At 73.9% G+C, this 23,326-nt stretch carries 22 protein-coding genes, 1 pseudogene and 1 riboswitch; of the genes and pseudogenes, 10 read left to right on the forward strand and 13 right to left on the reverse strand.

Features of this window, described 5'->3' with window-relative positions:
• Window positions 1-320: 320 nt before the first annotated feature.
• Both ACZ514_RS30415 and ACZ514_RS30420 read right to left on the reverse strand, forming a co-directional pair.
• The gene (locus ACZ514_RS30415) at window positions 321-575 is read right to left on the reverse strand and encodes a hypothetical protein (RefSeq protein WP_468166850.1); all 255 of its coding nucleotides are present in this window, start codon (window positions 573-575) and stop codon (window positions 321-323) included.
• The gene (locus ACZ514_RS30420) at window positions 568-789 is read right to left on the reverse strand and encodes a hypothetical protein (protein ID WP_468166852.1); all 222 of its coding nucleotides are present in this window, start codon (window positions 787-789) and stop codon (window positions 568-570) included. Before ACZ514_RS30420 ends, ACZ514_RS30415 begins: the two co-directional genes overlap by 8 nt.
• 83 nt (window positions 790-872) lie before the next feature.
• On the opposite strand from ACZ514_RS30420, the pseudogene ACZ514_RS30425 reads away from it, so the two are divergent.
• Window positions 873-1,771, forward strand: a pseudogene (locus tag ACZ514_RS30425) (transcriptional regulator).
• Between the two features lie 13 nt (window positions 1,772-1,784).
• Window positions 1,785-2,363 (forward strand): HD domain-containing protein, encoded by a 579-nt coding sequence (locus ACZ514_RS30430; protein WP_468167362.1) that lies wholly within the window; start codon window positions 1,785-1,787, stop codon window positions 2,361-2,363.
• A gap of 612 nt (window positions 2,364-2,975) precedes the next feature.
• On the opposite strand, the gene ACZ514_RS30435 is transcribed toward ACZ514_RS30430, so the two are convergent.
• The 3 genes from ACZ514_RS30435 to thiO form a co-directional block, all read right to left on the reverse strand.
• The gene (locus ACZ514_RS30435) at window positions 2,976-3,770 is read right to left on the reverse strand and encodes a thiazole synthase (protein ID WP_468697844.1); all 795 of its coding nucleotides are present in this window, start codon (window positions 3,768-3,770) and stop codon (window positions 2,976-2,978) included.
• A gap of 5 nt (window positions 3,771-3,775) precedes the next feature.
• The gene (thiS, locus tag ACZ514_RS30440; protein WP_468166856.1) at window positions 3,776-3,976 is read right to left on the reverse strand and encodes a sulfur carrier protein ThiS; all 201 of its coding nucleotides are present in this window, start codon (window positions 3,974-3,976) and stop codon (window positions 3,776-3,778) included.
• Entirely contained in the window at window positions 3,973-5,154 is a 1,182-nt protein-coding gene (gene thiO, locus ACZ514_RS30445) for a glycine oxidase ThiO (RefSeq protein ID WP_469126175.1), read from the reverse strand. The genes thiS and thiO overlap by 4 nt, the downstream gene beginning before the upstream one ends.
• Window positions 5,152-5,264, reverse strand: a riboswitch (TPP riboswitch). (Overlaps the previous gene by 3 nt.)
• Before the next feature lie 114 nt (window positions 5,265-5,378).
• Here thiO and ACZ514_RS30450 point away from each other — a divergent pair.
• The 5 genes from ACZ514_RS30450 (at window position 5,379) to ACZ514_RS30470 (ending at window position 9,697) form a co-directional block, all read left to right on the forward strand.
• Window positions 5,379-6,599 (forward strand): NAD(P)/FAD-dependent oxidoreductase, encoded by a 1,221-nt coding sequence (locus ACZ514_RS30450; protein WP_468166860.1) that lies wholly within the window; start codon window positions 5,379-5,381, stop codon window positions 6,597-6,599.
• Window positions 6,600-6,711: 112 nt separating this feature from the next.
• Entirely contained in the window at window positions 6,712-7,077 is a 366-nt protein-coding gene (locus tag ACZ514_RS30455) for an Rv2175c family DNA-binding protein (protein ID WP_267035306.1), read from the forward strand.
• A gap of 68 nt (window positions 7,078-7,145) precedes the next feature.
• On the forward strand, window positions 7,146-7,784 hold the full coding sequence (gene thiE, locus ACZ514_RS30460; RefSeq protein WP_468166862.1) for a thiamine phosphate synthase: 639 nt from the start codon (window positions 7,146-7,148) through the stop codon (window positions 7,782-7,784).
• A 79-nt stretch (window positions 7,785-7,863) separates the two neighbouring features.
• Complete coding sequence (gene metF / locus ACZ514_RS30465) at window positions 7,864-8,778, forward strand: methylenetetrahydrofolate reductase [NAD(P)H] (protein WP_388935510.1); 915 nt, start codon at window positions 7,864-7,866, stop codon at window positions 8,776-8,778.
• Between the two features lie 49 nt (window positions 8,779-8,827).
• The gene (locus ACZ514_RS30470; protein ID WP_469126176.1) at window positions 8,828-9,697 is read left to right on the forward strand and encodes a hypothetical protein; all 870 of its coding nucleotides are present in this window, start codon (window positions 8,828-8,830) and stop codon (window positions 9,695-9,697) included.
• Window positions 9,698-9,742: 45 nt separating this feature from the next.
• Here the strand turns inward: ACZ514_RS30470 and ACZ514_RS30475 are convergent, their stop codons facing one another.
• The 5 genes from ACZ514_RS30475 to ACZ514_RS30495 form a co-directional block, all read right to left on the reverse strand.
• Window positions 9,743-11,176 carry a phytoene desaturase family protein gene (locus ACZ514_RS30475; RefSeq protein ID WP_469126177.1) on the reverse strand — a complete coding sequence of 478 codons (1,434 nt, stop codon included), beginning with the start codon at window positions 11,174-11,176 and terminating at the stop codon, window positions 9,743-9,745.
• A gap of 31 nt (window positions 11,177-11,207) precedes the next feature.
• Entirely contained in the window at window positions 11,208-11,834 is a 627-nt protein-coding gene (locus tag ACZ514_RS30480; protein ID WP_468697832.1) for a DUF4126 domain-containing protein, read from the reverse strand.
• A gap of 101 nt (window positions 11,835-11,935) precedes the next feature.
• Window positions 11,936-12,337: a DUF3040 domain-containing protein gene (locus tag ACZ514_RS30485; protein WP_468166870.1), complete on the reverse strand. Its 402-nt coding sequence runs from the start codon at window positions 12,335-12,337 to the stop codon at window positions 11,936-11,938.
• Window positions 12,338-12,643: 306 nt separating this feature from the next.
• Window positions 12,644-13,402 carry a methyltransferase gene (locus ACZ514_RS30490; protein WP_468166872.1) on the reverse strand — a complete coding sequence of 253 codons (759 nt, stop codon included), beginning with the start codon at window positions 13,400-13,402 and terminating at the stop codon, window positions 12,644-12,646.
• Between the two features lie 73 nt (window positions 13,403-13,475).
• Entirely contained in the window at window positions 13,476-13,958 is a 483-nt protein-coding gene (locus ACZ514_RS30495; protein ID WP_468166874.1) for an SAV_6107 family HEPN domain-containing protein, read from the reverse strand.
• A gap of 282 nt (window positions 13,959-14,240) precedes the next feature.
• On the opposite strand from ACZ514_RS30495, the gene ACZ514_RS30500 reads away from it, so the two are divergent.
• From ACZ514_RS30500 to ACZ514_RS30510, 3 genes are read left to right on the forward strand one after another with little or no spacing between them, the layout of a single operon-like run.
• Entirely contained in the window at window positions 14,241-15,332 is a 1,092-nt protein-coding gene (locus ACZ514_RS30500) for an ATP-binding cassette domain-containing protein (RefSeq protein WP_469126178.1), read from the forward strand.
• On the forward strand, window positions 15,304-17,397 hold the full coding sequence (locus tag ACZ514_RS30505; protein ID WP_468166878.1) for a YhgE/Pip family protein: 2,094 nt from the start codon (window positions 15,304-15,306) through the stop codon (window positions 17,395-17,397). Before ACZ514_RS30500 ends, ACZ514_RS30505 begins: the two co-directional genes overlap by 29 nt.
• A gap of 28 nt (window positions 17,398-17,425) precedes the next feature.
• Window positions 17,426-18,052, forward strand: a complete 627-nt coding sequence (locus tag ACZ514_RS30510) for a TetR/AcrR family transcriptional regulator (RefSeq protein WP_468166880.1) — start codon at window positions 17,426-17,428, stop codon at window positions 18,050-18,052.
• Between the two features lie 297 nt (window positions 18,053-18,349).
• Here ACZ514_RS30510 and ACZ514_RS30515 read toward each other — a convergent pair whose 3' ends face one another.
• From ACZ514_RS30515 to ACZ514_RS30525, 3 genes are read right to left on the reverse strand one after another with little or no spacing between them, the layout of a single operon-like run.
• Window positions 18,350-20,827: a transglutaminase TgpA family protein gene (locus ACZ514_RS30515; protein WP_469126179.1), complete on the reverse strand. Its 2,478-nt coding sequence runs from the start codon at window positions 20,825-20,827 to the stop codon at window positions 18,350-18,352.
• The gene (locus tag ACZ514_RS30520; RefSeq protein ID WP_468166884.1) at window positions 20,824-22,191 is read right to left on the reverse strand and encodes a DUF58 domain-containing protein; all 1,368 of its coding nucleotides are present in this window, start codon (window positions 22,189-22,191) and stop codon (window positions 20,824-20,826) included. Before ACZ514_RS30520 ends, ACZ514_RS30515 begins: the two co-directional genes overlap by 4 nt.
• The gene (locus ACZ514_RS30525; RefSeq protein ID WP_468166886.1) at window positions 22,191-23,201 is read right to left on the reverse strand and encodes an AAA family ATPase; all 1,011 of its coding nucleotides are present in this window, start codon (window positions 23,199-23,201) and stop codon (window positions 22,191-22,193) included. Before ACZ514_RS30525 ends, ACZ514_RS30520 begins: the two co-directional genes overlap by 1 nt.
• Window positions 23,202-23,326 lie beyond the last annotated feature (125 nt).

Here is a 23,326-nt window from a genome sequence, read left to right on the forward strand (position 1 = left end):
CCATGGGGAGGGGACCCCCGTATCACTGATGAGGCGGGGTGGGCGGGCGTCGCCCGTGTCCCGCATACGGGCCGCTCAGAGACCCTCGGCGGGCCGCCCCCACGCGTCAGATCGCTACGCGCTCCCGTCGGCACGGCGTCCGACGACCGTCCGGGGCCGATCCCTGCACGAAATGTCGATCAGAGCCCCTTTCGGGACCGGTGAGCGCGTCAGATCGCTACGCGCTCCTCCCGGCTTGGCGTCCGGCGGCCGTCTGGGGCCGCTACCTGCACCAAACGTTGATCAGGGAGAGGCGGGAAGCCGACAGGCGCGTCAGATCGCTACGCGCTCCTCTGATCTCGGCGGCTGTCGGCCCTCCTGGGCTGGTCGTGGGCGGGTTCGACGTTGGCGACGGCGGTGGTGAACTCGCGGCCGGAGGCACCTCGGATGTAGGCCAGCTCCATCCAGCGCTCGATGCCGGTGTCGGAGACGTTCTCGTTGATCACGGCCATGAGCACGCCTTCAAAGCCCGAGGCGATGTCGCGGACGCGCTGGCGGAGGAGGCGGTGGGGGACGTACTCGTAGCACTCACTCATCCCCGTCCTCCTCCATCGAATCGACGAAGCGCTCCCAACCGGTGCGGGCCCGGGCGAGAAGGGCCGAGCTGGGTGCGGAAACGCCCTTCGGCTCCGACCAGTGGTCACCGAGGCGATTGCCGTGCGGAGGTTCTCCGCCGGTTGTGCTCTTCTCTGCCGCATTCAAGGCGGCCTCCATGTCGCTACGCTGAGTGGTCTGTTTGTCGCTGTGCACACGAGCGTAGGCACGTCTCCCTGCCGGTCGAAGTGACTGTCGGTACGGGTATTCCGCGAAGAATCCGAGGGTAGGGAGGTGCTGTGGTCGGCAAGGGATGCTCCACCCTGACCACGGGTCCGCGAGGCCGACGGCCGGGCCGCCCGGGAACGGTTTCCGGGTACGTCTTCCGGGTCATCCGGGAGCAGCTCGGCCACACGCAGGGCAGCCTCGCGGAGGCCTTTCGTCTGTCGACGGACGCCATCGCGGGATGGGAATCCGGCAGGCGGCCGCTCACGGCTCTCTCGGTCGGCCAGATGCTCGGACACCGCCATCGACTCATGCGCATGGGGACTCCGGCAGTCCTACTCGCCGCCTTGGAGAAGGCAATGGAGGCCAGTACCTGCGCGCGACAGCCGAAGAGGCCCGAGCCGCTGATCAGTTCTTGCTGCGCCGGCAAGCCCTCTATCTCGCGGGCTACGACCAGGCAACGGATACCGTCGACTGGCTGATGCACCAGCAGAAGGCAGAGCGGCCCGACGACTGGCTCACCCGTTGGCTCAAAGCCCGTTCCGTGGCCACTGTGGCGGCCCGTCGAGGTGACCGAGAGCGCATGGCGTACTTCATCTCCACCACGCTCGAAGGCGACGACTTGGGCGAAACCGCCAACCTCAACTACTGGGCGTACTGGATCGGAGAGGCAGCGCACATCCAGCTGTGCGACGACTTCATCGTGGAAACCGATGCCGTCTCTTGGCAAGGACACAAGCTCTTCCAGCACTTGGGGAAGGGACTCAGACCACAGCACGGCTACTTCGACCTGAACGTCCATACCCTCTGGGCACTCCTGGCTGCCCGTCCCAGCCTCCTGAAGACGGCCACTTCCACCGTCCGAGACCTGCGGGCCCGGATGCCCGTGCTGTTGGATGGCACCGAGCCCTCGACCAGAGCGCGTCGCGAGCTCGAAGGCATTCGGTACGCGATCCGCCTCGCTGGGGCGTGAGAAGGAGACAGACGTGGCTGACGACCTGTCCACGGTGGCCCACTTCCTCTATGAAACCGGCACGCTCAAGAACGCACGCCGTACGGGCTGGTGGATGGCCGGTGTCAACAATCCCGAGAGCGTGGCCGAGCACTCCTGGCGCACATCCTTGATCGCTTCCGTCATCGCGAAGCTGGAGGGAGCCGACCCAGCCCGCGCGGCCTTTCTCGCCGTGTGGCACGACACACAGGAATCCCGCAGCGGGGATGTGAACCACCTGGGCAAGAAGTACTCCCCGTCCGCCGATCCCACGGAGATCACAGCGGACCAGACGGCAGGCATGCCCGACCTCCTCGCCGCGACCATCCAGGATCTCGTCGCGGAATACGAGGCCAAAGAGACACCCGAATCGATCTGCGCCCGCGACGCGGACAAGCTTGAGTGCATGCTCCAGGGCATCGAGTACAAAGCCCAGGGCTACGCCAACGCACAACGCTGGATCGACAACAGCCGCAGTCGGCTGACCACCGAAACCGCCCAGCGCCTCGCCGACGAACTCCTCGCCCAAGGCGCCCTGGACTGGCTCCGCGCAGCCATGGGGGAACAGCCCTGACCCTCGCCAAGGCCCACATCAGGCCCGGACGGCCGGCAGCCGCCGAGATCAGAGGAGCGCGTAGCGATCTGACGCGCCTGTCGGCTTCCCGCCTCTCCCTGATCAACGTTTGGTGCAGGTAGCGGCCCCAGGCGGCCGCCGGACGCCAAGCCGGGAGGAGCGCGTAGCGATCTGGTGCGCTTTACCGGTCCCGAAAGGGGCTCTGCTCGTCATTTCGTGCAGGGATCGGCCCCGGACGGTCGTCGGACGCCGTGCCGGCGGGAGCGCGTAGCGATCTGACGCGTGGGGGTGGCCCGCCGAGGGTCTCTGAGCGGCCCGTATGCGGGACACGGGCGACGCCCGCCCACCCCGCCTCATCAGTGATACGGGGGTCCCCTCCCCATGGACCGTCCCGTTCCTTTGGGGGGTTCCCGGCAGTCCTTGTCTTTCCGGGGCGGGACGGTCGGTCAAGGGTCGCCGGAGGCGATCACGCAGTGACGCGACGAAGGAGCGCCCTTGACGGGCCGGCCCGACACGGAAGGACGATGGGACTGACGGGAAACCCCCAAACCAGCCCTGATGCCGCCCCGCCAAGACCCCGCCCCCGAAACCCCGCCCCCGCCCCCCGCCCCCTCAGAACGCCGGGCGTTCCGGGTCCAGGGTCGCGCGGCCCTGCGTCGGGGACGAGGGTTCGGCGAAGCGGCGTTGGGGGATGCGGCCCGCGCGGTGGGCCAGGCGGCCCGCCGAGACGGCGTCGCGCATCGCCGCCGCCATCAGGACCGGCTGCTGCGCACGCGTCACCGCCGAGGCGAGCATCACCCCCGCGCAGCCCAGCTCCATCGCCAGGGCCGCGTCGGAGGCGGTTCCCGCGCCCGCGTCGAGGATCACCGGGACCCCGGCGCGCTCGACGATCAGCTCGAAGTTGTGCGGGTTGCGGATGCCCATGCCCGAGCCGATCGGGGAGCCCAGCGGCATGATCGCCGCGCAGCCCGCGTCCTCCAGCTTCCGTGCCAGGACCGGGTCGTCGTTGGTGTACGGGAGGACCGTGAAGCCCTCGTCGACCAGGACCTCGGCGGCGTCCAGCAGCTCGATGCCGTCGGGCAGCAGGGTGCGCTCGTCCGCGACGACCTCCAGCTTGATCCAGTCCGTGCCCAGCGCCTCCCGCGCCAGCCTGGCCGTGAGCACGGCCTCGCCGGCGGTGAAGCAGCCCGCCGTGTTGGGCAGGACGGCGATGCCGAGCCGGTTCAGCACGGAGAGCACCGAGCCCTGCACGGTGGGGTCGAGGCGGCGCATGGCCACCGTGGTCAGCTCGGTGCCGGAGGCGGCCAGGGCGCGTTCCAGGACGTCCAGGCTCGGGGCCCCGCCCGTGCCCATGATCAGCCGGGAGGAGAAGGTCCGGCCGCCCAGGGTGAAGACGTCGTCAGCCATGGTGGTCAGCCTCCCTGGACCGCGGTGAGGATCTCGATCCGGTCGCCCTCGCCCACCGGCGTCGCCGGCCACTGCCCGCGCGGGACGACGGTCTCGTTGAGCGCGGCGGCCACGCCCGAGGGGGCGGTGGTGAGGGTGGCGACCACCGCGTCGAGGGTGGTGCCGGCCGCGACCTCGCGCGGCTCGCCGTTGACGGAGATGGTCATACGAGGGACTCCTGACGCGTGGAGGAGAAGCGGCGCGGGCTGAAGGGGCGGGCGATCTCCGGCACGGAGCCGGTGGTCAGCAGTTCCTCCATCACGTCGCCGGTCATCGGGGTCAGCAGCACCCCGTTCCGGTAGTGCCCGGTGGCCAGGTGCAGGCCGGGCAGCTCGGTCGGGCCGAGCAGCGGCGCGTTGTCCGGGGAGCCGGGGCGCAGCCCCGCCCGGGTCTCGACGAGCGGGAGCTCGGTGATGCCGGGCACCAGCTCGTGGGCGTCGCGCAGCAGCTCGTACACCCCGCCCGCGGTCACCGTGGTGTCCCAGCCGAGTTCCTCGCTGGTGGCCCCGATGACGAGTTCCCCGTTCTCGCGCGGCACGAGGTAGACGTGGCTGCCACGTACGACGGCCCGTACCGTCCGGGACAGGAACGGCGCGTACGCGGGCGGCACGGCCAGCCGCAGCACCTGCCCCTTGACCGGCCGTACGGGCGGGCACACCTCCGCCGGTACGCCGGCCAGCCGCCCGCTGAGCGAGCCCGCGGCCAGTACCACCTGGCCGGCGCGCAGCTCCGTACCGTCGTCGAGCAGTGCCCCGGCGGCCCGGTCGGCGGTGACGAGCAGCCGTTCCGCGCGGGCCCGGTGGACGGCGACGCCGGCCCGCTCGCAGGCGGCGAGCAGGGCGGCGGCGAGCCGGCGCGGGTCGACCTGGTGGTCCCCGTCGACGCGCAGGCCGCCGCGTACGCCGGGGGCGAGCATCGGTTCCAGGCGGCGGCACTCGCGGCCGGTGAGCCACTCCGGCTCCAGGCCGCAGCGGCGCTGGAGGGCGTGCAGTTCCCGCAGGTGGAGGCGGTCGTCGGCGTCGAGGGCCACGGCGAGGGTGCCGCAGGCGCGGTAGCCGAGGTCCATGCCGCCGCTGGCCTCGGTGAGCTCGGCGGCGAACCGCGGGTAGCGGGCGGCGGAGGCGAGGTTGAGCCCGAGCAGGGTCTCCTCGCCGTAGTGCAGCTCGGTGACGGCGGCCAGCATGCCGGCGGCGACCCGGGCGGCGCCGCCGCCAGGGTCCGGGTCGGCCAGTGCGGTGCGCAGTCCGCGCCGGGCCGCCCGCCAGGCCGTGACCAGGCCGATGATGCCGCCCCCGATGACGAGGACGTCGGATCCTGCGGCGGATCCCTTCCGAGATGAATGCATGGGCGTCCAGCCCCTCCCTTCGCCGGCATGACCCGGATCAGGTTCGTACGGTCGGAGGCCGGCCAGCCTCCCTCTCAGCCCGGTGCGCCCGGACTCCCGCGATAGGTACGGTGGCCAGACTAAACCCCGCGGCCGGAGCCGGGTAAGGCTGCCTCCCCGGCGTCCGCCCGCCGGGCCGCCTCCCCCTGTTCCTGATGGCCCGTCAGTTCACTAGGCTGGGCCGCGTGAGTGAGCAGACGGAACAGACGAACCCCGGCGTCGTGATCGTGGGTGCCGGAATGGCCGGCGTGCAGACCGCCGTGGCCCTGCGCGAACAGGGCTACGAGGGCCCCGTGACCCTGCTGGGCGCCGAGCCCCACCAGCCCTACGACCGCCCCCCGCTCTCCAAGGCGGTGCTCCTCGGCAAGGCCGAGGACTCCGCGTTCGAGGTCGACTTCGAGGACCTGCGCATCGGCCTGCGCCTCGGCACGGAGGTCACCGGGCTGCGGGCGGAGGCCCGCGAGGTCGACACCGAGGCCGGCCCGGTCCCGTACGGGGTCCTCGTGCTGGCCTGCGGCGCCCGCCCGCTGACCCTGCCCGGCACCGAGGGCGTCCCCGGCGTCCACCTGCTGCGCACCCTCGACGACGCCGCCCGGCTGCGCCCGGTGCTGGCCGCGGCCCCCGCGACCGTGGTGGTCGGGGCGGGCTGGATCGGCGCCGAGTTCGCCACCGCGGCCCGCGAGGCCGGCTGCGCCGTCACGGTGGTCGAGGCCGCCGGCCGGGTGCTGGCGGGGGCCCTGCCCGCCGAGGTCGCCGAGCCGATGGGCCGCTGGTACGCCGAGGCCGGTGCCGCCCTGATCACCGGCGCGAAGGTCGCGGGGATCGAGGAGGGCCGGGTCGTGCTGGCCGACGGCCGCGAGTTGCCCGCCGGAGCGGTGGTCGTCGGCATCGGTGCCCGCCCCGCCACCGACTGGCTCGCCGGCACCGGGATCGAGCTCGGCCCCGACGGATCCGTCACCGCGGACGCGTACCTGCGCACCTCCGTCCCCGGCGTGTACGCGGTCGGTGACTGCTCTTCCTTCCCGTCGGCCCGCTACGGGCGGCGGCTGCTGGTCCACCACTGGGACAACGCCCTCCAGGGCCCCCGGGCCGTCGCGGCGAACATCCTCGCCGCGGAGCCCGTCCAGGCCTACGACCCCGTGCCGTACTTCTGGTCCGAGCAGTTCGGCCGCTTCGTCCAGTACGCCGGACACCACGGCGACGCCGACACCCTGCTGTGGCGCGGCGACCCGGCCGGAGCGGCCTGGTCGGTGTGCTGGCTGCGCGCCGGCGCGCTGGTGGCCGTCCTGGCCGTGGGCCGGCCCCGGGACCTGGCGCAGGGCCGCAAGCTGATCGAGTCCGCCGCGCCCGTGGACCCGTCCAAAGTCGCGGACCCGGCCGTTCCGCTGAAATCGGCCCTGGTCTGACGGCTCCCGGGCCGCGCCGGGCCGCCCGCCGGCCCCCGGTCCGGCGGCCGCCCGGCCCCGGACGGACGGGGCCGGGTACCGGCGGCCCGTCCGAAGTGGCAGGCTTGTCCCCGTGACCGAGATTGACGCAAAGATCGATGCCCTCGTCCCCTCCTGGCTGTACCTCCCCGACATCGCGGAGATGCTCGACATCGAGGTGACCCGGGTCCGCCAGATGGTCAAGGAAGGGCAGCTGATCGCCGTACGCCGGGGCGAGAACCGCGCCCTGCAGGTTCCGGCGCAGTTCATCGACGGCGACAAGGTCGTCAAGGGCCTCGTCGGGCTGCTGACCGTACTGCGGGACGACCGCTTCTCCGACGAGGAGATGCTGGAGTGGCTCTTCACCGAGGATCCGACCCTGCCGGGCACCCCCGTACAGGCGCTGCGCGAGAATCGCGGCACGGAGGTCAAGCGCCGCGCCCAGGCGCTCGCCCTCTGACCGGCTGATCCACCGGTGTGCGGGCCGACCCGGTCGGCCCGCACACCTCACCACCACGGGGGAATCCCATGCAGCAGCTGTCCGACGCCCGGCTCTACCTGTGCACGGACGCGCGCAAGCGGCAGGGTGACCTCCCCGAGTTCCTCGACGCCGTCCTGGCCGGCGGCGTCGACGTCGTCCAGCTCCGCGACAAGGGCATGGAGGCGGGCGAGGAGCTCGAACACCTCCAGGTCTTCGCCGAGGCCGCCCGCCGCCACGGCAAGCTCCTCGCCGTCAACGACCGCGCCGACGTCGCGCACGCCATCGGCTCCGACGTCCTGCACCTGGGCCAGGGCGACATTCCCGTCCCCGCCGCCCGCGCCATCCTCGGCGACCGGGTCCTGATCGGCCGCTCCTGCCACGCCGTGTCCGAGGTGGACGCCGCCGTCGCCGAGCCCGGCGTGGACTACTTCTGCACCGGCCCCTGCTGGCCCACCCCCACCAAGCCCGGCCGCCACGCCCCCGGACTCGACCTCGTCCGGTACGCGGCCTCCCTCGCCCAGGACCGCCCCTGGTTCGCGATCGGCGGCATCGACGCCGGCAACCTGGACGAGGTCCTGGACGCCGGCGCCACCCGCGTCGTGGTCGTCCGGGCCCTCACCGAGGCCTCCGACCCCGGCGCCGCGGCCGCCGAACTCGCCAAGAGGGTTCGCGCCCGCCTCGGGTAGCGCTGGAGCGGCGTCCAAAAAGCTGTCCAGTTCGTGGACAGCGCTTCGGCGTCCGCCGGGCCCCGTCTAACCTGCCCGTATGGCCCTTGGTACCGCTTCCACCTGGTCGGACCGTGCACACACGGTCCGTGACCTCATCGCGTCCGGAGCCTCGTACTCCTTCGAGTTCTGGGCTCCCAAGACCGAGAAGGGCGAGCGCAACCTCTGGAACGCGCTCCGCCGGATCGAGGCGGTCTCCCCGAGCTTCGTCTCCGTCACGTACGGAGCCGGCGGCTCCACCCGCGGCGGCACCGTCCGCGCCACCCAGCAGATCGCCTCCGACACCACCCTGACGCCCGTCGCGCACCTGACCGCGGTGGACCACTCCGTCGCCGAGCTGCGCCACGTCATCGGCCAGTTCGCCGACGCCGGCATCCGCAACATGCTCGCCCTGCGCGGAGACCCGCCCGGCGACCCCATGGGCCCCTGGGTCAGGCACCCGGAGGGCGTGGACTACGCGGCCGACCTGGTGCGCCTCCTCAAGGAGTCCGGCGACTTCTGCGTCGGCGTCGCCGCCTTCCCCGAGATGCACCCGCGCTCCGAGGACTGGGACACGGACATCCGGCACTTCGTGGACAAGTGCCGTGCCGGTGCGGACTACGCCATCACCCAGATGTTCTTCGATCCGGAGAATTATCTGCGGCTGCGCGACAGCGTCGCCAAGGCGGGCTGCGAGACCCCGATCATCCCCGAGGTCATGCCCGTTGTCGGTATCAAGCAGCTCGACCGGCTGCCGCAGCTGAGCACCGCCGTCTTCCCCGACGCCGTGAAAGAGCGCATGCTCGCCGTCAAGGACGACCCGGCCGCTGTACGCTCCATTGGCATCGAGTTCGCCACGGAGTTCTGCGCGCGGCTGCTGTCCGAGGGTGTCCCGGGACTGCACTTCATCACGCTGAACAATTCCACGGCGACCCTCGAGATCTACGAGAACCTGGGCCTGCACCAGCGGGCCTGACCGGCCGTCTCCCTTCCCGCGCGGGCGGCCGTACCGAGAGGGGCCTTGCATGGGAATGACGGTCCTCTACATCGCGTTCGGCATCGTCGCGTTGTGGCTGCTTGCCGAGGTCCTGATGCAGTACAAGGCCCGGCTGCGCTGGCGCCTGCTGGCCTTCACCGGCTTCGCCGGAGTGGTGGCCGGAGTGGTACTGCCGTCGGTGCTCGTGATCGCCGTCGGCGCGACCGCCTTCGCGGTCGGCCAGACGCTGGTCACGCTCTCCTTCCGCAAGGGCTTCGTGGCCGGCTGGGCGCTGCGCCGGGGCGGGCGGCCCGCACCTGAGGCGGCGCCGGGCAGACGCCGCCGCTCCGGGAGCGGACCGCGGCCGGAGCCGGCACTGGAGGTCACCGGGCTGGAGTACGCCGGCCAGGGCCCGGGGCCGGGTGAGGACCCGGACGCCGAGGACGCGGTGTTCACCCCGCAGCCGGTGCCCGAGGAGACCGGCTCGTACGGGATACAGAGCTTCGTCCCCCAGCAGCCCCAGCAACCCGGCGCCGAGACCCCCTTCGCCTCGCCGTTCACCACGGCCGAGCAGGACGCGCACCAGTACGCGGCCTACTACGACCAGCAGCAGGGCCAGGGCGGCTACGACTACCCCGGCACCTACCCCCAGGGCGAGCAGCAGGTCTACGCCGCCTACTCGGACCCGTACATCGGCACCGGCGGCGAGGTCTCCCCGGCCCCGCCCTACGACGGCGCGGCCTACCCGCCCTACGGCGACCCCGCCCAGCAGCAGTACTCCATGGACACCCCGCCCGGCGGGGTCTGGGTCCCGCAGCAGCGCGGCACCGACGCCGCCCCGCAGCCCTACCCGGAGCAGGACCCGCAGCAGGAGTACCCGTACCCCGGCAACGGGGAGTACGGCCAGTACCGCCACTGACGGGGCCCCGGCCGGGCCCCGGCCCGGTCCCTGGCGGGCCGGGGCTCACTGCGAGCCCCGGAACCCGGCCCCCTCCACGATCAGCCCGGCCACCAGGGCCCCCGTCATCCCCGCGTGGGCGAGCCCGCCGCCGGGGTGCGCCCAGCCGCCCGCGAGGTACAGCCCGGGCAGCGCCGTCGTGTTGGCCGGGTACAGCAGCCGGCCCCCGTCCCCCGGAAGCGCGGGAGGCGGAACCGAGCCGCCGCGCGCGCCCGTGGCCGCCTCCACGTCCCGCGGGGTGCGCACCTCCTGCCACAGCAGCCGCTCGCGCAGCCCCGGCACGGCCCGGGCGGCGAGGTCCAGCAGCTGCTCCGGGTCCGGGACGGGCGCGCCGCCCGCAGGCCCGCATACGGCGCTCACGGTGACGGCCTCGTGGTCGGGGTCCGGCCGGGTGGCGGGGTCGTCCGGGCGCAGCACCGTGACCAGCCGTACGCCGGAGGAGCCCGGGGAGTGCACCAGGGTGCGGTGGACGGCGTCCGCCGGGCGGGCTCCCCGCAGCGCCAGCAGCAGGGTCAGCCGGCCGGGCACCTCCGCGCCCCGCGCCGGTACGCCGCCGGGCGGGCGGGGCACCGAGGCACTCGGCAGCTGTCTCGGGTCGATGCCGCAGACGACGTGGTCCGCGGCGGCCTCGGTGCCGTCGGCCAGTCCCACCCCGGCCGCCCGGCCGTCCCGGCTCAGCACGGAGCGGACGGCGGCGCCGAAGACGAACTCCACCTTCCGCTCCCGGCAGCGCTCGTAGACGGCGGTGGCCAGCTCGCGCATGCCGCCCCGGACGTACCAGCTGCCGAAGGTCTGCTCCATGTAGGGCAGCGCGGCCGCCGCGGCGGGCGCCGCGTCCGGGTCCAGCCCGTACGCCAGGACCCGGCCCGCCAGCAGCTCGCCGAGCGGGCCGCCCAGCTCGCGCCGCGCCACCTCGGCCAGCGTCGGCGGACGGCGGCGCAGCAGACCGCTGCGGCGCTGCGCCGGGTACGGGTCGCGGCCGAGCACCTCCCAGTCGGGGCGCAGCGGCTCCTCCAGCAGTGGGCGGCGGGTGGCGTCCCAGGTGTCGCGGGCCCGCCCCAGCAGGGCGTTCCAGCGCTCGCCCGCGCCCGCGCCGAAGGCGTCGTCGAGGGCGGCGGCGACCCCGCCCCGGGAGGCGCCGGGGAGGGTGACGGCGGTACCGTCCAGCACGTGCCGGACGGCGGGGTCCAGCTGCACCGTGCCGACGCGGTCCTCCAGGGGCCGCTTGCCGGTCTTCACGAACAGGTCGCGGTAGACGGCGGGCAGGTGCAGCAGCCCGGGGCCGGTGTCGAAGGCGAAGCCGTCGCGCTCGTACCGGCCGACGGAACCTCCGTAGGTGGACCCGCGCTCGTACACCGTCACCCGGTGCCCCGCCACGGCCAGCCGGGCCGCCGTCGCCATCGCGCCCATGCCGGCGCCGATCACCGCAATTCTCGCCATGACGCCGAGCCTATCGAGGCGGGCCCGCAGGTCAGCCGGGTGGTGCTCCGCCCGCGGCCCGGGCGGCGGCGGCCAGCCGCTTCTCCTCGCGGCGCTGGGCCCGCCGCCGTCGGAAGCGGCGGATCCGGCTCCAGAGGTAGACCAGCAGGACGAGGCCGGTGAGCAGCAGGACGGCGGCGATGACGGCCGCCGCCCGGGGGTTGAACATCGCGAAGGTGACGATGCCGCCCACGCCCAGGTCCTCGGCGGTGCTCAGCACGATGTTGCTGAACGGCTCGGGCGAGGTGTTGACCGCCATCCGGGTGCCGGCCTTGACGAAATGGCTGGCGAGGGCGGTGGAACCGCCGACGGCGCCGGCGGCGAGGTCGGAGAGCGAGCCGCTCTGTCCGGCCAGGAGGGCCCCGACGACCGCTCCGGAGACGGGCCGGATCACGGTGTGGACCGTGTCCCACAGGGAGTCCACGTACGGGATCTTGTCGGCCACGGCCTCGCACAGGAACAGCACGGCCGCGACGACGAGGACGTCGGTGCGCTGGAGCGAGGCGGGGATCTCGTCGGACAGGCCGGTCGCGCCGAAGACGCCGAGCAGGAGGACCACGGCGTAGGCGTTGATCCCGCTGGCCCAGCCGCTGGTGAAGACCAGGGGGAGCACACTCATCTGGTCAGCATGCCGCAGAGCGGCCGATCAGGGCGGGGGAAACGGCGAGGGGACGGCCGCGTGATCGCGGACGCCCCCTCACCGGCGGAGTCTGTGCGGGGCTACTGCCCCTGCTCGTCGCGGCGGCGCTGCCACCGCTCCTCGATACGGGTCATCATCGACCGACGCTGCCGGTTGCGGCCGTGGGCCGAACCGCCTGCAGTTCCGGAGACGGGCTGTTCGCCAGGCTTGGGGGCCTTGCGCCAACCGGTGACCACGAGGACCGTACAGGCCAGCATGACGAGGAATCCCACCACGCTGATCCAGAGCACTTCCTGCCAGATCACACCGGTCATGAGGAGCGCGATACCCACCACAATGCCTACGACTGCCTGGTAGACCCGTCGCCGGGTGTACGTGCGCAGTCCACTGCCCTCAAGCGCTGTCGCGAACTTGGGGTCTTCGGCGTACAGCGCTCGCTCCATCTGCTCGAGCATGCGCTGCTCGTGCTCCGAGAGCGGCACGGGAGTCCTCCTCATCCGTCGGTCGCGGGGGGTAGCGACCAGGGGTCCCCTTCAGGATAGGCGGGGAATCGCCCCCGTGATACCCGCCCTCTACGCCACATTCTGCAAACCACCGCCGGGCAGGTCCTCAGTGCCGGACCCGGAGCCGGACGGGTGCTTCGAACGTACCGGCGCCAAGGCAGGCGGCCATTGAGGCGCTTATTCCCCAATGGGCGGTCCGTCATGCCGACCGGTGCACCCGATCATACGGGGCGGCGGGCCGGTTGGGAGGGGATCCGCCGGAGCCCGCTCGAGCAAGCCCGCAGATCAGGCGGGCTTCTCGCCCAGGACGTGCAGCTGCGTGGCCACCGCGTGGAAGGCGGGCAGCTCGGCGGCGGCCTCCTCCAGACGCAGCAGCGCCTCGACCGCGCCGGGCTCGGTGTCCACGAGCACCCCGGGGACCAGGTCGGCGAAGATCCGGACGCCGTGGACCGCGCCGACCTCCAGACCGGCGTCGCCGACCAGCGCGCCGAGCTGTTCGGCGGTGAAGCGGCGCGGCACCGGGTCGCCGGAGCCCCAGCGCCCGGCCGGGTCGGTGAGGGCGGTGCGGGCCTCGGTGAAGTGCCCGGCCAGCGCCCGCGCCAGCACGGCCCCGCCGACGCCGGCACCGAGCAGGCTGAGGATGCCGCCGGGGCGCAGGGCGGCGACGGCGTTGGCCACGCCCTCGGCCGGGTCGTCCACGTACTCGAGCACGCCGTGGCAGAGCACCACGTCGTACGCGTCCCGCTCGACGACGTCCAGCAGGCCCTGGGCATCGCCCTGGACCCCGCGCACGAGATCGGCGACACCGGCCTCGGCGACCCGGCGCTCCAGCCCGAACAGCGCGTTCGGGCTGGGGTCGACCACGGTCACCCGGTGGCCCAGCCGGGCCACCGGCACGGCGAACTTGCCCGTACCGCCGCCGGTGTCCAGCACCTCGAGGACTTCCCGCCCGGTCGCCTTCACCCGGCGGTCGAGGGCCTCCTTGAGGACCTCCCACACCACGGCGGTGCGGAGGGAGGCACGGGGGCGGGAAGTGTCCGACACGGCTGATGACTCCTCGGCGCGTAAGGGTGGGGAGGTGCGTGCCCCACCCTATTGCCTCGGCCGACCGCGCAGCTCATCCGGCGTTCGGACGCTCCGGACGGGGCTGCGGCAGGGCCTGCGCCACGGGCCGCAGGGCGAGCATGCGCTCGACCAGCCGCAGGAACGTCCCCACCTCCCGTACGAGGTCGTCCGCGTCCCGGCCGCTGGCCGCGCCCCGTATCCCGGCCTCGGCCCGGGCCCGCCGGGCCGCGCCCGAGGCGAACAGCGCGCTCCACTCGGTCAGCTCCGGCGCTATCTCCGGCAGCACCTCCCACGCGCTGCGGATCCGCGGCCGCCGCCGGGCTCCGGCCGGCTCCGGCCGCCCGCGCGCGGCGAGGACGGCCGCGGCGGCGCGCAGCGCGGCCAGGTGCGCGGTGGCGTACCGCTCGTTGGGCCGGGGCAGCAGGGCCGCCTCGGCCAGGCCGTCACGGGCCTTGGCGAGCAGTTCGAGGGCGGCCGGCGGTGCGGACGCCCTGCGCGGGACGGGGTGGACAGGGGACGGGGACGGTGTGGCCATGACGAACCTCCTGTCGTTGCGTGGTGCTCAGCGGTGCTGCCTTGTTCCGTTCGTGGGTCCATCGTGACGGGCACCACTGACAATCGCCCTGACCTGCGCGTTCACCATGAAATCCGGACGGGGCGGGCATGGCGGGCCCTGTCGCGGGCACGACAGTGGGGAGGGTCGCGGGCGCGGGACGGACCGCCGGGTTCCCGCCAAAGGCCACACCCGCCGGGCCCCGGGGCCCGGCGCCTGCTAGCTTTTGAACTGACCGGTCAGTTCAAAAGGAGGGGGACGGGCGTGGACAGCCCGCACGGCGCCGCCGTCAAGGCCGAGGGCTTCGGACTCAAGGGCCCGCGCGGCTGGGTGTTCCGGGGCATGGGGATCGAAGCGGCCCCCGGATCGCTCGTCGCGCTCGAAGGACCCTCCGGCAGCGGCCGGACCTGCCTGCTCCTCGCCCTCACCGGACGGATGAAGGCCACCGAGGGTCACGCCGAGATCGGCCGCCACCGGCTCCCGAAGAAAATGGCCGCGGTCCGCCGGATCACCGCTCTCGGCCCCGTCCCCGGGGTCAACGACCTCGACCAGGCCCTCACCGTCGCCGAGCAGCTGCGCGAGGGGGCCATGCTCCAGCGGCGCTACGACGCCCCCCTGCGCTCCCTGCTGCGCCCGCGCGGCGACCGCCGGGCCTCCGCCAGGGCCCGGATCGACGAGGCCCTGACGGCCGTCGGGCTGGACCTCGCCGCCCTGCCGAAGGGCGAGCGGACCTCCGTACGCGACCTCGAGCGCCTGGAGGCGGTACGGCTGTCCCTGGCCATCGCCCTGCTGGGCGGCCCCCGGCTGCTGGCCCTCGACGACCTCGACCTCAAGCTCTCGGACGCCGAACGCACGCGGGCCTGGGCGCTGCTGCGCTCCCTCGCCGACCGCGGGACCACCGTCCTCGCGGTGTGCAGCGAGGCCCCCGAGGGCGTGACGGTGCTGCGCACGGGCGCGGAACCGGACGCGGCGGAGCCCCTCGGCGCGCGGCCGCGGGCGGGCGGGACCACCGGGAAGGCCGGGCCCGGTCCCGCGGGGGCGGCCGTGGCGCACGGCGACGGTCCGAAGATCACCTGGGGCCTGCCCGCCGGCACGGCCGCGGGCAACGACACGGACCCCGACGGGGACGGCGACGCCGAGGCCGACGCCCAGGAGCCCGGCACCAAGGCCGAGGCCGACCCGGAGTCCGAGGCCGAACCCGACGGGCCCGGCACCGAAGCCGACGGGCCCGGCACCGAGGCGGACACCGGCACCAGCACCGAAGCGGACACCGACACCCGCACCGACACCCGCACCGGCACCGACGAAGACACGAAGGGGGCGGACGATGCGCTCGCCGAAACTGGCCGCGCTTGAGCTGAAGCGGTTCGGGCGGGGGAAGCTGCCCCGGGCCGCCCTCGTCGCACTGCTCCTGCTGCCCCTGCTCTACGGGGCCCTGTACCTCTGGTCCTTCTGGGACCCGTACAGCCGGCTCGAGAGGGTGCCCGTCGCCCTCGTCAACGCCGACCAGGGCACCACCGTGGACGGCAAGCGCCTCGACGCCGGCGGCGAGATCACCCGCAAGCTGCGCGAGAGCAGGACCTTCGACTGGCGCGAGGTCAGCGCCGCCGAGGCGGCCGAGGGCCTGGAGGACGGGACGTACTACCTCTCCCTGACCATGCCCGCCGACTTCAGCAGGAAGATCGCCTCCAGCGGCGGCGACGACCCCACCACCGGGGCCCTCCAGGTCCGGACGAACGACGCGAACAACTACATCGTCGGCTCGATCTCGCGCACCGTCTTCGCCGAGGTCCGCTCGGCGGCGTCCACCAACGCCTCCCGCGGTTTCCTCGACAAGATCTTCATCTCGTTCTCCGACCTGCACGACAAGACCGCCGAGGCCGCCGACGGCGCCGACCAGCTCAAGGACGGCGCGGGCAAGGCCCAGCAGGGCGCGAAGGAACTCGCCGACGGCCTCGACACGGCCAAGGAGAAGTCCGGCGAGCTCACCGGCGGCCTGAAGAAGCTCAACGAGGCGGCCGGCAAGCTGGAGACCGGCTCCCGGCAGGTCGCGGACGGCACCCAGAAGGTCGCCGACGTGGTCAACGGCGCCGCCGACAAGGCCCGCCCCTTCGTCAAGGACCCCAAGAACCTGGCGGACACCGCCAAACTGGTCGCCGACAGCGCCAAGGTCGTCAACAACCACCTCGCCAAGGCCGTCGAGAAGGCGCCGGCCGCCGCCGCCCGGACCAAGGCGGTCGCCACCGGCCTGGACTCGTACTACACGAAGGTGTGCGCGACCCCCGGTGCCGCGCCCCTCGCGGCCTCCTGCGCGGAGCTGAAGCAGATCAAGGACAACGCGGCCGAGGCCGCCCTGCTCGCCGGTGACGTGAACACCGTCCTCGGGAACTCCGGCGGCGACATCACCAGGCTCCGCGCCCAGCTGACCGACCTGGAGAACAAGGCCCGCGAACTCGCCACCCGGGCCCCCGGCCTCGCGGGCGACCTCGACGCCGCCGTCACCAAGGCCAACGCCCTCAACGACGGCGCCCACAAGGTCGCCGCCGGCATGGTCGAGCTGCACAAGGGCATCGGCACCGCCGCGGGCGGCTCCGGCAAGCTGGGCGAAGGCGTCGGCAAGCTCGGCGACGGCGCCCACACCCTGGGCGGCGGCATGTTCAAGCTCGTCGACGGCAGCGGCCGGCTCGCCGACGGCCTGCACGAGGGCGTCGGCAAGATCCCGGACTACGACCAGCGGCAGCGCGACGCCCGCACGGAGGTCATGGCCGACCCGGTCCAGCTCGCCAACCAGGCCCTGCACAAGGCGCCCAACTACGGCACCGGCTTCGCCCCGTACTTCATCCCGCTGTCCCTGTGGGTCGGCGCGATGGTCGCCTACATGCTGATCGCGCCCATGAACAAGCGGGCCCTGGCCGCCGGCGCCTCGCCCTGGCGGATCGCCGTCGCGGGCTGGCTGCCCGTCGCTGGCCTCGGCGCCGCGCAGGTGGGCGCGCTGATGTCCGTACTGCACTGGGCCCCGGGCCTCGGGCTCAAGATGGCCCACCCGGCCCTGACCATCGGCTTCCTGGTCCTGGTCACCGCCTGCTTCGCGGCGATCATCCAGTGGCTCAACGCCAAGTTCGGCGCGGCCGGCCGCATCCTGGTCCTCGCCGTGCTGATGCTCCAGCTCACCTCGGCCGGCGGCACCTACCCCATCCAGACCAGCCCGGACTTCTTCAACGACGTCCACCCGTACCTGCCGATGTCGTACGTCGTCGAGGGCCTGCGCCGTCTCATCACCGGCGGCGACCTCACCCCGGTGTGGCAGGGCTGCGCGGTCCTGGCGGCCTTCACGGCCGGGGCGCTGGCCCTCACCGCGCTCGCCGCCCGCGGCAAGCAGGTGTGGACGATGGACCGGCTGCACCCCGAACTGAGCCTGTAAGGGGCTGTGACCTGTGAGAATCAGCGCCATGGAAAGCAGCAGCACCACCGCGGGCGGCGCCCGGCGGCAGGCCACGCGGCAGAAGTTGTACGAGGCGGCCGTCACGCTCATCGCCGAACAGGGCTTCTCCGCGACCACGGTCGACGAGATCGCCGAGCGGGCCGGCGTGGCCAAGGGCACCGTCTACTACAACTTCGCGAGCAAGACGGAACTCTTCGAGGAGCTGCTGCGGCACGGGGTGGGTCTGCTGACCGCCTCGCTGCGGGCGGCGGCGGACGGCACCGAGGCGCGCGGCGGCAGCCGGATCGAGGCCCTCGACGGGATGATCCGCGCGGGCCTGGTCTTCATCGACCGCTACCCGGCGTTCACCCAGCTGTACGTCGCCGAACTCTGGCGGACCAACCGCGCCTGGCAGTCCACCCTGATGGTGGTGCGGGGCGAAGCCGTCGCGGTCGTCGAGTCGGTCCTGCGGGAGGGCGTGGAGCGGGGGGAGCTCAGCGCCGAGATCGACGTGCCGCTGACGGCGGCCGCGCTGGTCGGGATGGTGCTGGTGGCCGCGCTGGACTGGCAGGCCTTCCAGAGCGAGCGTTCCCTGGACGACGTCCACTCGGCGCTGTCGCTGCTGCTCCGGGGACGGGTCAGCGGCAGCCGCTGACCCCCGGCGGCGGGAGCGCTGACCCCCGGTCGGCGGTGCCGCCCGGGGGCCGGACCGGCGTAGAACTGAGTATCCGTACCTAGGCGAACAGATGAGTACGCGTACGGATGGGCTCCCACCTGCGAAGACAGCAGACTGGAGGCACGGACGGGGCCTCGGCCCGCACCGCGGACACGGGGCCGCGGAGCGGACCGGGTCCCTGGCCGCGAGCGGTACGGCGAACGCCGGTGCGTCCGGACTCGGGGGGAACGGGTCCGGACGCACCGGCGTCCGTCTTCTCCCGCCGCGGGCTCCCGCTCAGCCGCGGCCGCGCAGCGGGATCCGCAGGCGGATCCGGGCCGTGAGGGCCGCCGCCCGCGCGGACAGCGCCGCCGCCCGGGCCGAGGCGGCGGCCGTCACGCGCGCCGCCGACCGGGGGAGCAGCAGCGCGCGCAGCCGGGCCCGGCGCCCCAGGGCGGCCAGCAGGGCCGTGCGGGCCAGGCGTACGTCGGCGGCCAGCCGCGGGTACGGGACGTCCGCACCGGGCGGGGCGTACAGCGTCCGCTCCACCGCGTCCGCGACCCGGTGCACCGCCTGCGCGGGCTCCCCGTCGAGCCGGCCCAGGACGACGACCCGGCTCGCGGCCTGACGCGGCGACAGCGCCCCGTCCGGCGGGATGCCCACGTCCCAGGCCGAGTCGCCCAGCTCCCGCCAGGCGGCCAGCACCCCGGGCGAGGACTCCGACGGGACCGCCGGGGCCCCGGGCGACGACGGCCCCCGCGCGGCCCCCCGCGGGGACGCCAGCCGCCGCTCGCGGACCCGCCGGCGCCACAGCAGCGGCAGCAGCGGCAGCCCGAGGAGCACCAGCGCGCCGGCGCTCCAGCCGAGGACCGCGCCGACCGGTACGCCGCCGGACCCCGTGCCGGTGCCCTGCTGGGCGGCCGGCACGCCGCACTCGCCGAGCTTCCTCAGCTCCGGCGGGCACGCCTCGGCCTGCGAGGGCAGGGGCGCCGGCGCCGACGCGGACGCCGAGGGCAGCGCCGACGGCGCGGACGGCTGCGGGGCCGGGGCCTCGGTGCGGCTGTAGTCCGGCAGCGAGATGCCGGCCCGGGGCGTCGGCTCGAACCGGGTCCAGCCCACGCCCTCGAAGTACAGCTCGGGCCACGCGTGGGCGTCCCGCATCGAGACGTTCACGCTGCCGTCGGCCTGCTTCTCGCCCGGGGTGAACCCGACCGCCACCCGCGCCGGGATGCCCAGCGAGCGGGACATCGCGGCCATCGAGAAGGCGAAGTGGACGCAGAAGCCCTCCTTGTCCGCCAGGAACCGGGCGATGGCCTGCGAGCCCGTTCCCGAGGACACCTTCGTGTCGTAGCGGAAGCCGCCGTTCACCGCGAAGAAGTCCTGGAGCCGCACGGCCCGCGTGTAGTCGTCCCGCGCGCCCTGGGTGACCCGCCGGGCCGTCTCCGCCACCACGGGCGGCAGGTTGTCCGGCAGCCTCGTGTACTCCTCCCGCACCGCCGGGTTCGGCGCGGGCGCGGCCTGGAGCTGCGCCGCCGTGGGCCGCAGCAGCAGGCTCCGTACGGTGTACTGCGCGCCCTGCACGTTCTGGAAGCGGTCCTTGGCCAGCTGGTCCCCGACCAGGGTCCGGCCGGCCGGTTCGTACCGCCACTTGCCGGCGATGTCGATCTGCGTCGCCGGGTACGGCATCGGCAGGTAGCGCTGGGCGTACGTCTGCGCCGCCGAGACGGAGGTGCGCACCTCGGACGCGCTCTCGCGCACCCGGTCGCTCAGCCCGGACGGGGTCGGCAGCCGCTCCGGCACGTCCGTGAGCGGGCGCCCGGAGGCCTCCCACTTGACGCCGTTGAACTCGTCCAGCGCCAGGATCCGCAGGTACTGCTCGCCGAGCTGCGGGCTGTCCGTGCGGTACTTCAGCACCACCCGGTTGTCCTGCGCGTTCAGGCTGCTCTGCAGCGAGACCAGCGGGTTCACCGCCGAGATCGTGCCGCCGCCCCGGCCCGCCGCGCCCGAGTCCTCGCCCGGGGCGCCCAGCAGCCCGCCGCCGAGCGAGGGCAGTACGGCCGGCACCGCCACGGCCACGCCGAGCGCGACCACGCCGATCCGGCGCCCGGTGCGCACGGGCGCCACGGCCCGGCCGCCGCCCGCGTACCCGGAGGCCGCCGAGACGCGGGTGCCGGGGGCGCCGCCGAAGACCCGGCCCCACTGGGCCAGCCGGTCGCGGCCCTCCGACAGCAGCAGCATCAGGTAACCCACCCCGGCCAGCAGGAAGGCGAACCAGGAGCCCCCCTGGCCGGTCGCCAGCCCGGCCGCCACCGAGTACAGCGCCAGCAGCGGCAGTCCGGCGGCCGCCGAGGTCCGCAGCGTCACCGCGAGCACGTCCACCAGCAGCCCGATGAGCAGCACCCCGGCCAGCAGCAGCAGCCGGATGCCGTCGGTGAGGGGGGCCGGTATGGCGAACTCGCTCACGTCCCGCACGCCCTGCTGGAACAGCGCCCCGAAGTCGGTGACCAGGAAGGACAGCGGCCCGCCCCCGGTGGTCTCGGCCTTCCCCGCGAAGAGGAGGGCGAGCACCAGCAGCGACACCAGCAGCTGCGCCGCCACGGTCAGCGACCGCGCCAGCGGCACCCGCCGGGCGCCGGCCCCCACGGCGGACTGCAGCCCGAGCAGCGCCGCCGCCTGGAGCAGCCAGCCCGTGGACTCCACCAGCGGTGCCAGCGACCAGGAGGTCAGCAGCGTCGCCAGCATCGCGAAGAGGGTCACCCGCGTGCGCCCGCTCATGTCCGGCCTCCGGGGTTCTCGGGGCCGAGGGGAGCGTTCCCGGCCTGCCGCCACAGTTCGGCGAAGGCGGCGCCGGGCGGGACGGCCAGCGCCGTCCAGCCCGCGTCCCGCAGCCTGCGCAGCCGCTCCTCCGCCCGCGAGGGCGCTCCGGTCCAGGCCGCGGAGTCCAGTACGAACGCCACCGCGCCCGCGCTGCGCTGCCGCATCCGGGCCGCCATCTCGGTCTGTTCGCCGTCGAGGTCGCCGAAGAAGGCGATGAGCAGGCCGTCGCCGCCGGAGGAGGCGGGGCCGGCTCCGGCGCTGCGGACCGCGTCGTAGGCACGGCCCAGCCCGCTGCCGTCGGAGTGCCCGACGACCGCGAGGGTGTCCATCATCAGACCCGCCGCCTCGGCGGACTCCGGGCCGCCCGAGGAGAAGCCCCCGCCGCCCCCGCCGCCCTCGCCGGGCACGCGGTCACCGGTGTCGGTGATCAGCCGCACCGAGAACCCCTGCTCCAGGACGTGCAGCAGGGTGGAGGCGGCGGCCGACACCGCCCACTCGAAGGCGGAGTCGGGGCCGGCGCCGGCGTACGCCGTGTCGCGGGTGTCCAGCAGGACGGTGGCCCGGCTGCGCTGGGGCTGCTCCTCGCGGCGCACCATCAGTTCGCCGTAGCGGGCGGTGGAGCGCCAGTGGACCCGGCGCAGGTCGTCGCCGCGCCGGTAGGTGCGCGGGATCACGTCGTCGTCCCCGGCCAGGGCGAGCGAACGGCGGCTGCCGTCGCCGTAGCCGCCCGCCTCGCCGGTCATCCGGACCGGGGGCAGGGAGTGGGTGCGCGGGACGACGGTGAGGGTGTCGTAGGAGGTGAAGGAGCGGGTCAGCTCGACCAGTCCGAAGGGGTCGGTCAGGCGCAGCTGGAGCGGGCCGAGCGGGTAGCGGCCGCGCAGGTCGGAACGGACCCGGTACGACACCTCGCGCCGCCCGCCGGACTCCACCCGGTCCAGGACGAAGCGGGGCCGCGGCCCCAGCACGTACGGCACCCGGTCCTGGAGCATCAGCAGTCCCGTGGGCACCCGGGAGACGTTCTCCAGCCGGAGCTGGACGCGGGCCTCCCCGCCGGCGGGCACCCGCGGCGGGGTCAGGCGCCGGCTCGCGGTGACCCGGTGGCGGGTGCGGTGCAGGGCGAGGACGCAGATCAGGGGCAGGGCGACGAGCAGCAGCCCGACGCGCAGGAGCTGGCCCTGGCCCAGGACGTACGCGCAGACGGCGGCGGCGGTCCCGGCGGCCAGGAACGAGCGGCCCCGGGTGGTCAGCCCCGCGAACGAGGCGCGCAGCCCCCCGGCTTCCCCCACCTGCCCGCCGGCGCCGTGCGGGGCACCGGCGCTCATCAGAAGCCCCGCAGGCCCGCGCCGGGCGGCACCTCGCCGCGCGCGTGCGCGGCGGGGACGGGGGTGCGCTGGAGGATGTCGTGGACGACGTGCTCGGCGGTGCGCCGGTTCAGCTGGGCCTGCGCGGTGGGCAGCAGCCGGTGCGCGAGGACCGGCGCGGCGAGCTGCTGCACGTCGTCGGGCAGGACGTAGTCCCGGCCGGACAGGGCGGCGGAGGCCTTGACGGCGCGCAGCAGGTGCAGGGTGGCGCGGGGCGAGGCGCCCAGCCGCAGCTCCGGGTGGCTGCGGGTCGCGGAGACCAGGTCCACCACGTAGCGGCGTACGGGCGCGGCGACGTACACCTCGCGGACGGCCTCGATCAGCTTGACCACGTCGTGGGCGTGCGCGACGGCGGTGAGGTCGTCGAGCGGGGAGAGCCCGCCGTGCACGTCGAGCATCTCGAGCTCGGCCTCGGGGCTGGGGTAGCCCACGGAGACGCGGGCCATGAAGCGGTCGCGCTGGGCCTCGGGGAGGGGGTAGGTGCCCTCCATCTCGACCGGGTTCTGGGTGGCGACGACCATGAACGGGCTGGGCAGGGCGTAGGTGGTGCCGTCGATGGTGACCTGGCGCTCCTCCATCGACTCCAGCAGCGCGGACTGGGTCTTGGGGGAGGCGCGGTTGATCTCGTCGCCGATGACGATCTGCGCGAAGATCGCGCCGGGCTTGAACTCGAACTCGCGGCGCTGCTGGTCGTAGATGCTGACGCCGGTGATGTCAGAGGGCAGCAGGTCCGGCGTGAACTGGATGCGCTGGACCGAGCAGTCGATGGACTTGGCGAGCGTCTTGGCCAGCATCGTCTTGCCGACGCCGGGGACGTCCTCGATCAGGAGGTGTCCCTCGGCCAGCAGCACGGTCAGCGCGATCCGTACGACCTCGGGCTTGCCCTCGATCACGCTCTCGACGGACCGGCGGACCCGTTCGGCCGTGCTGGTCAGATCAGCGAGGCTCGCTCGGTCGTCGTACGTGGTCACCTGGTTCTCCTCGGCCCTTTCTCAGGGCCGACGCTGTTTGGCGCATGAACCGGCCCACCCCGCAACACGGACGCCGCCCCGGACGGGTTCCGGGCGGTGTCTTCCCGCATTCTTGACGGCGTCCG

Source organism: Streptomyces sp. NPDC034086, from assembly GCF_055575515.1.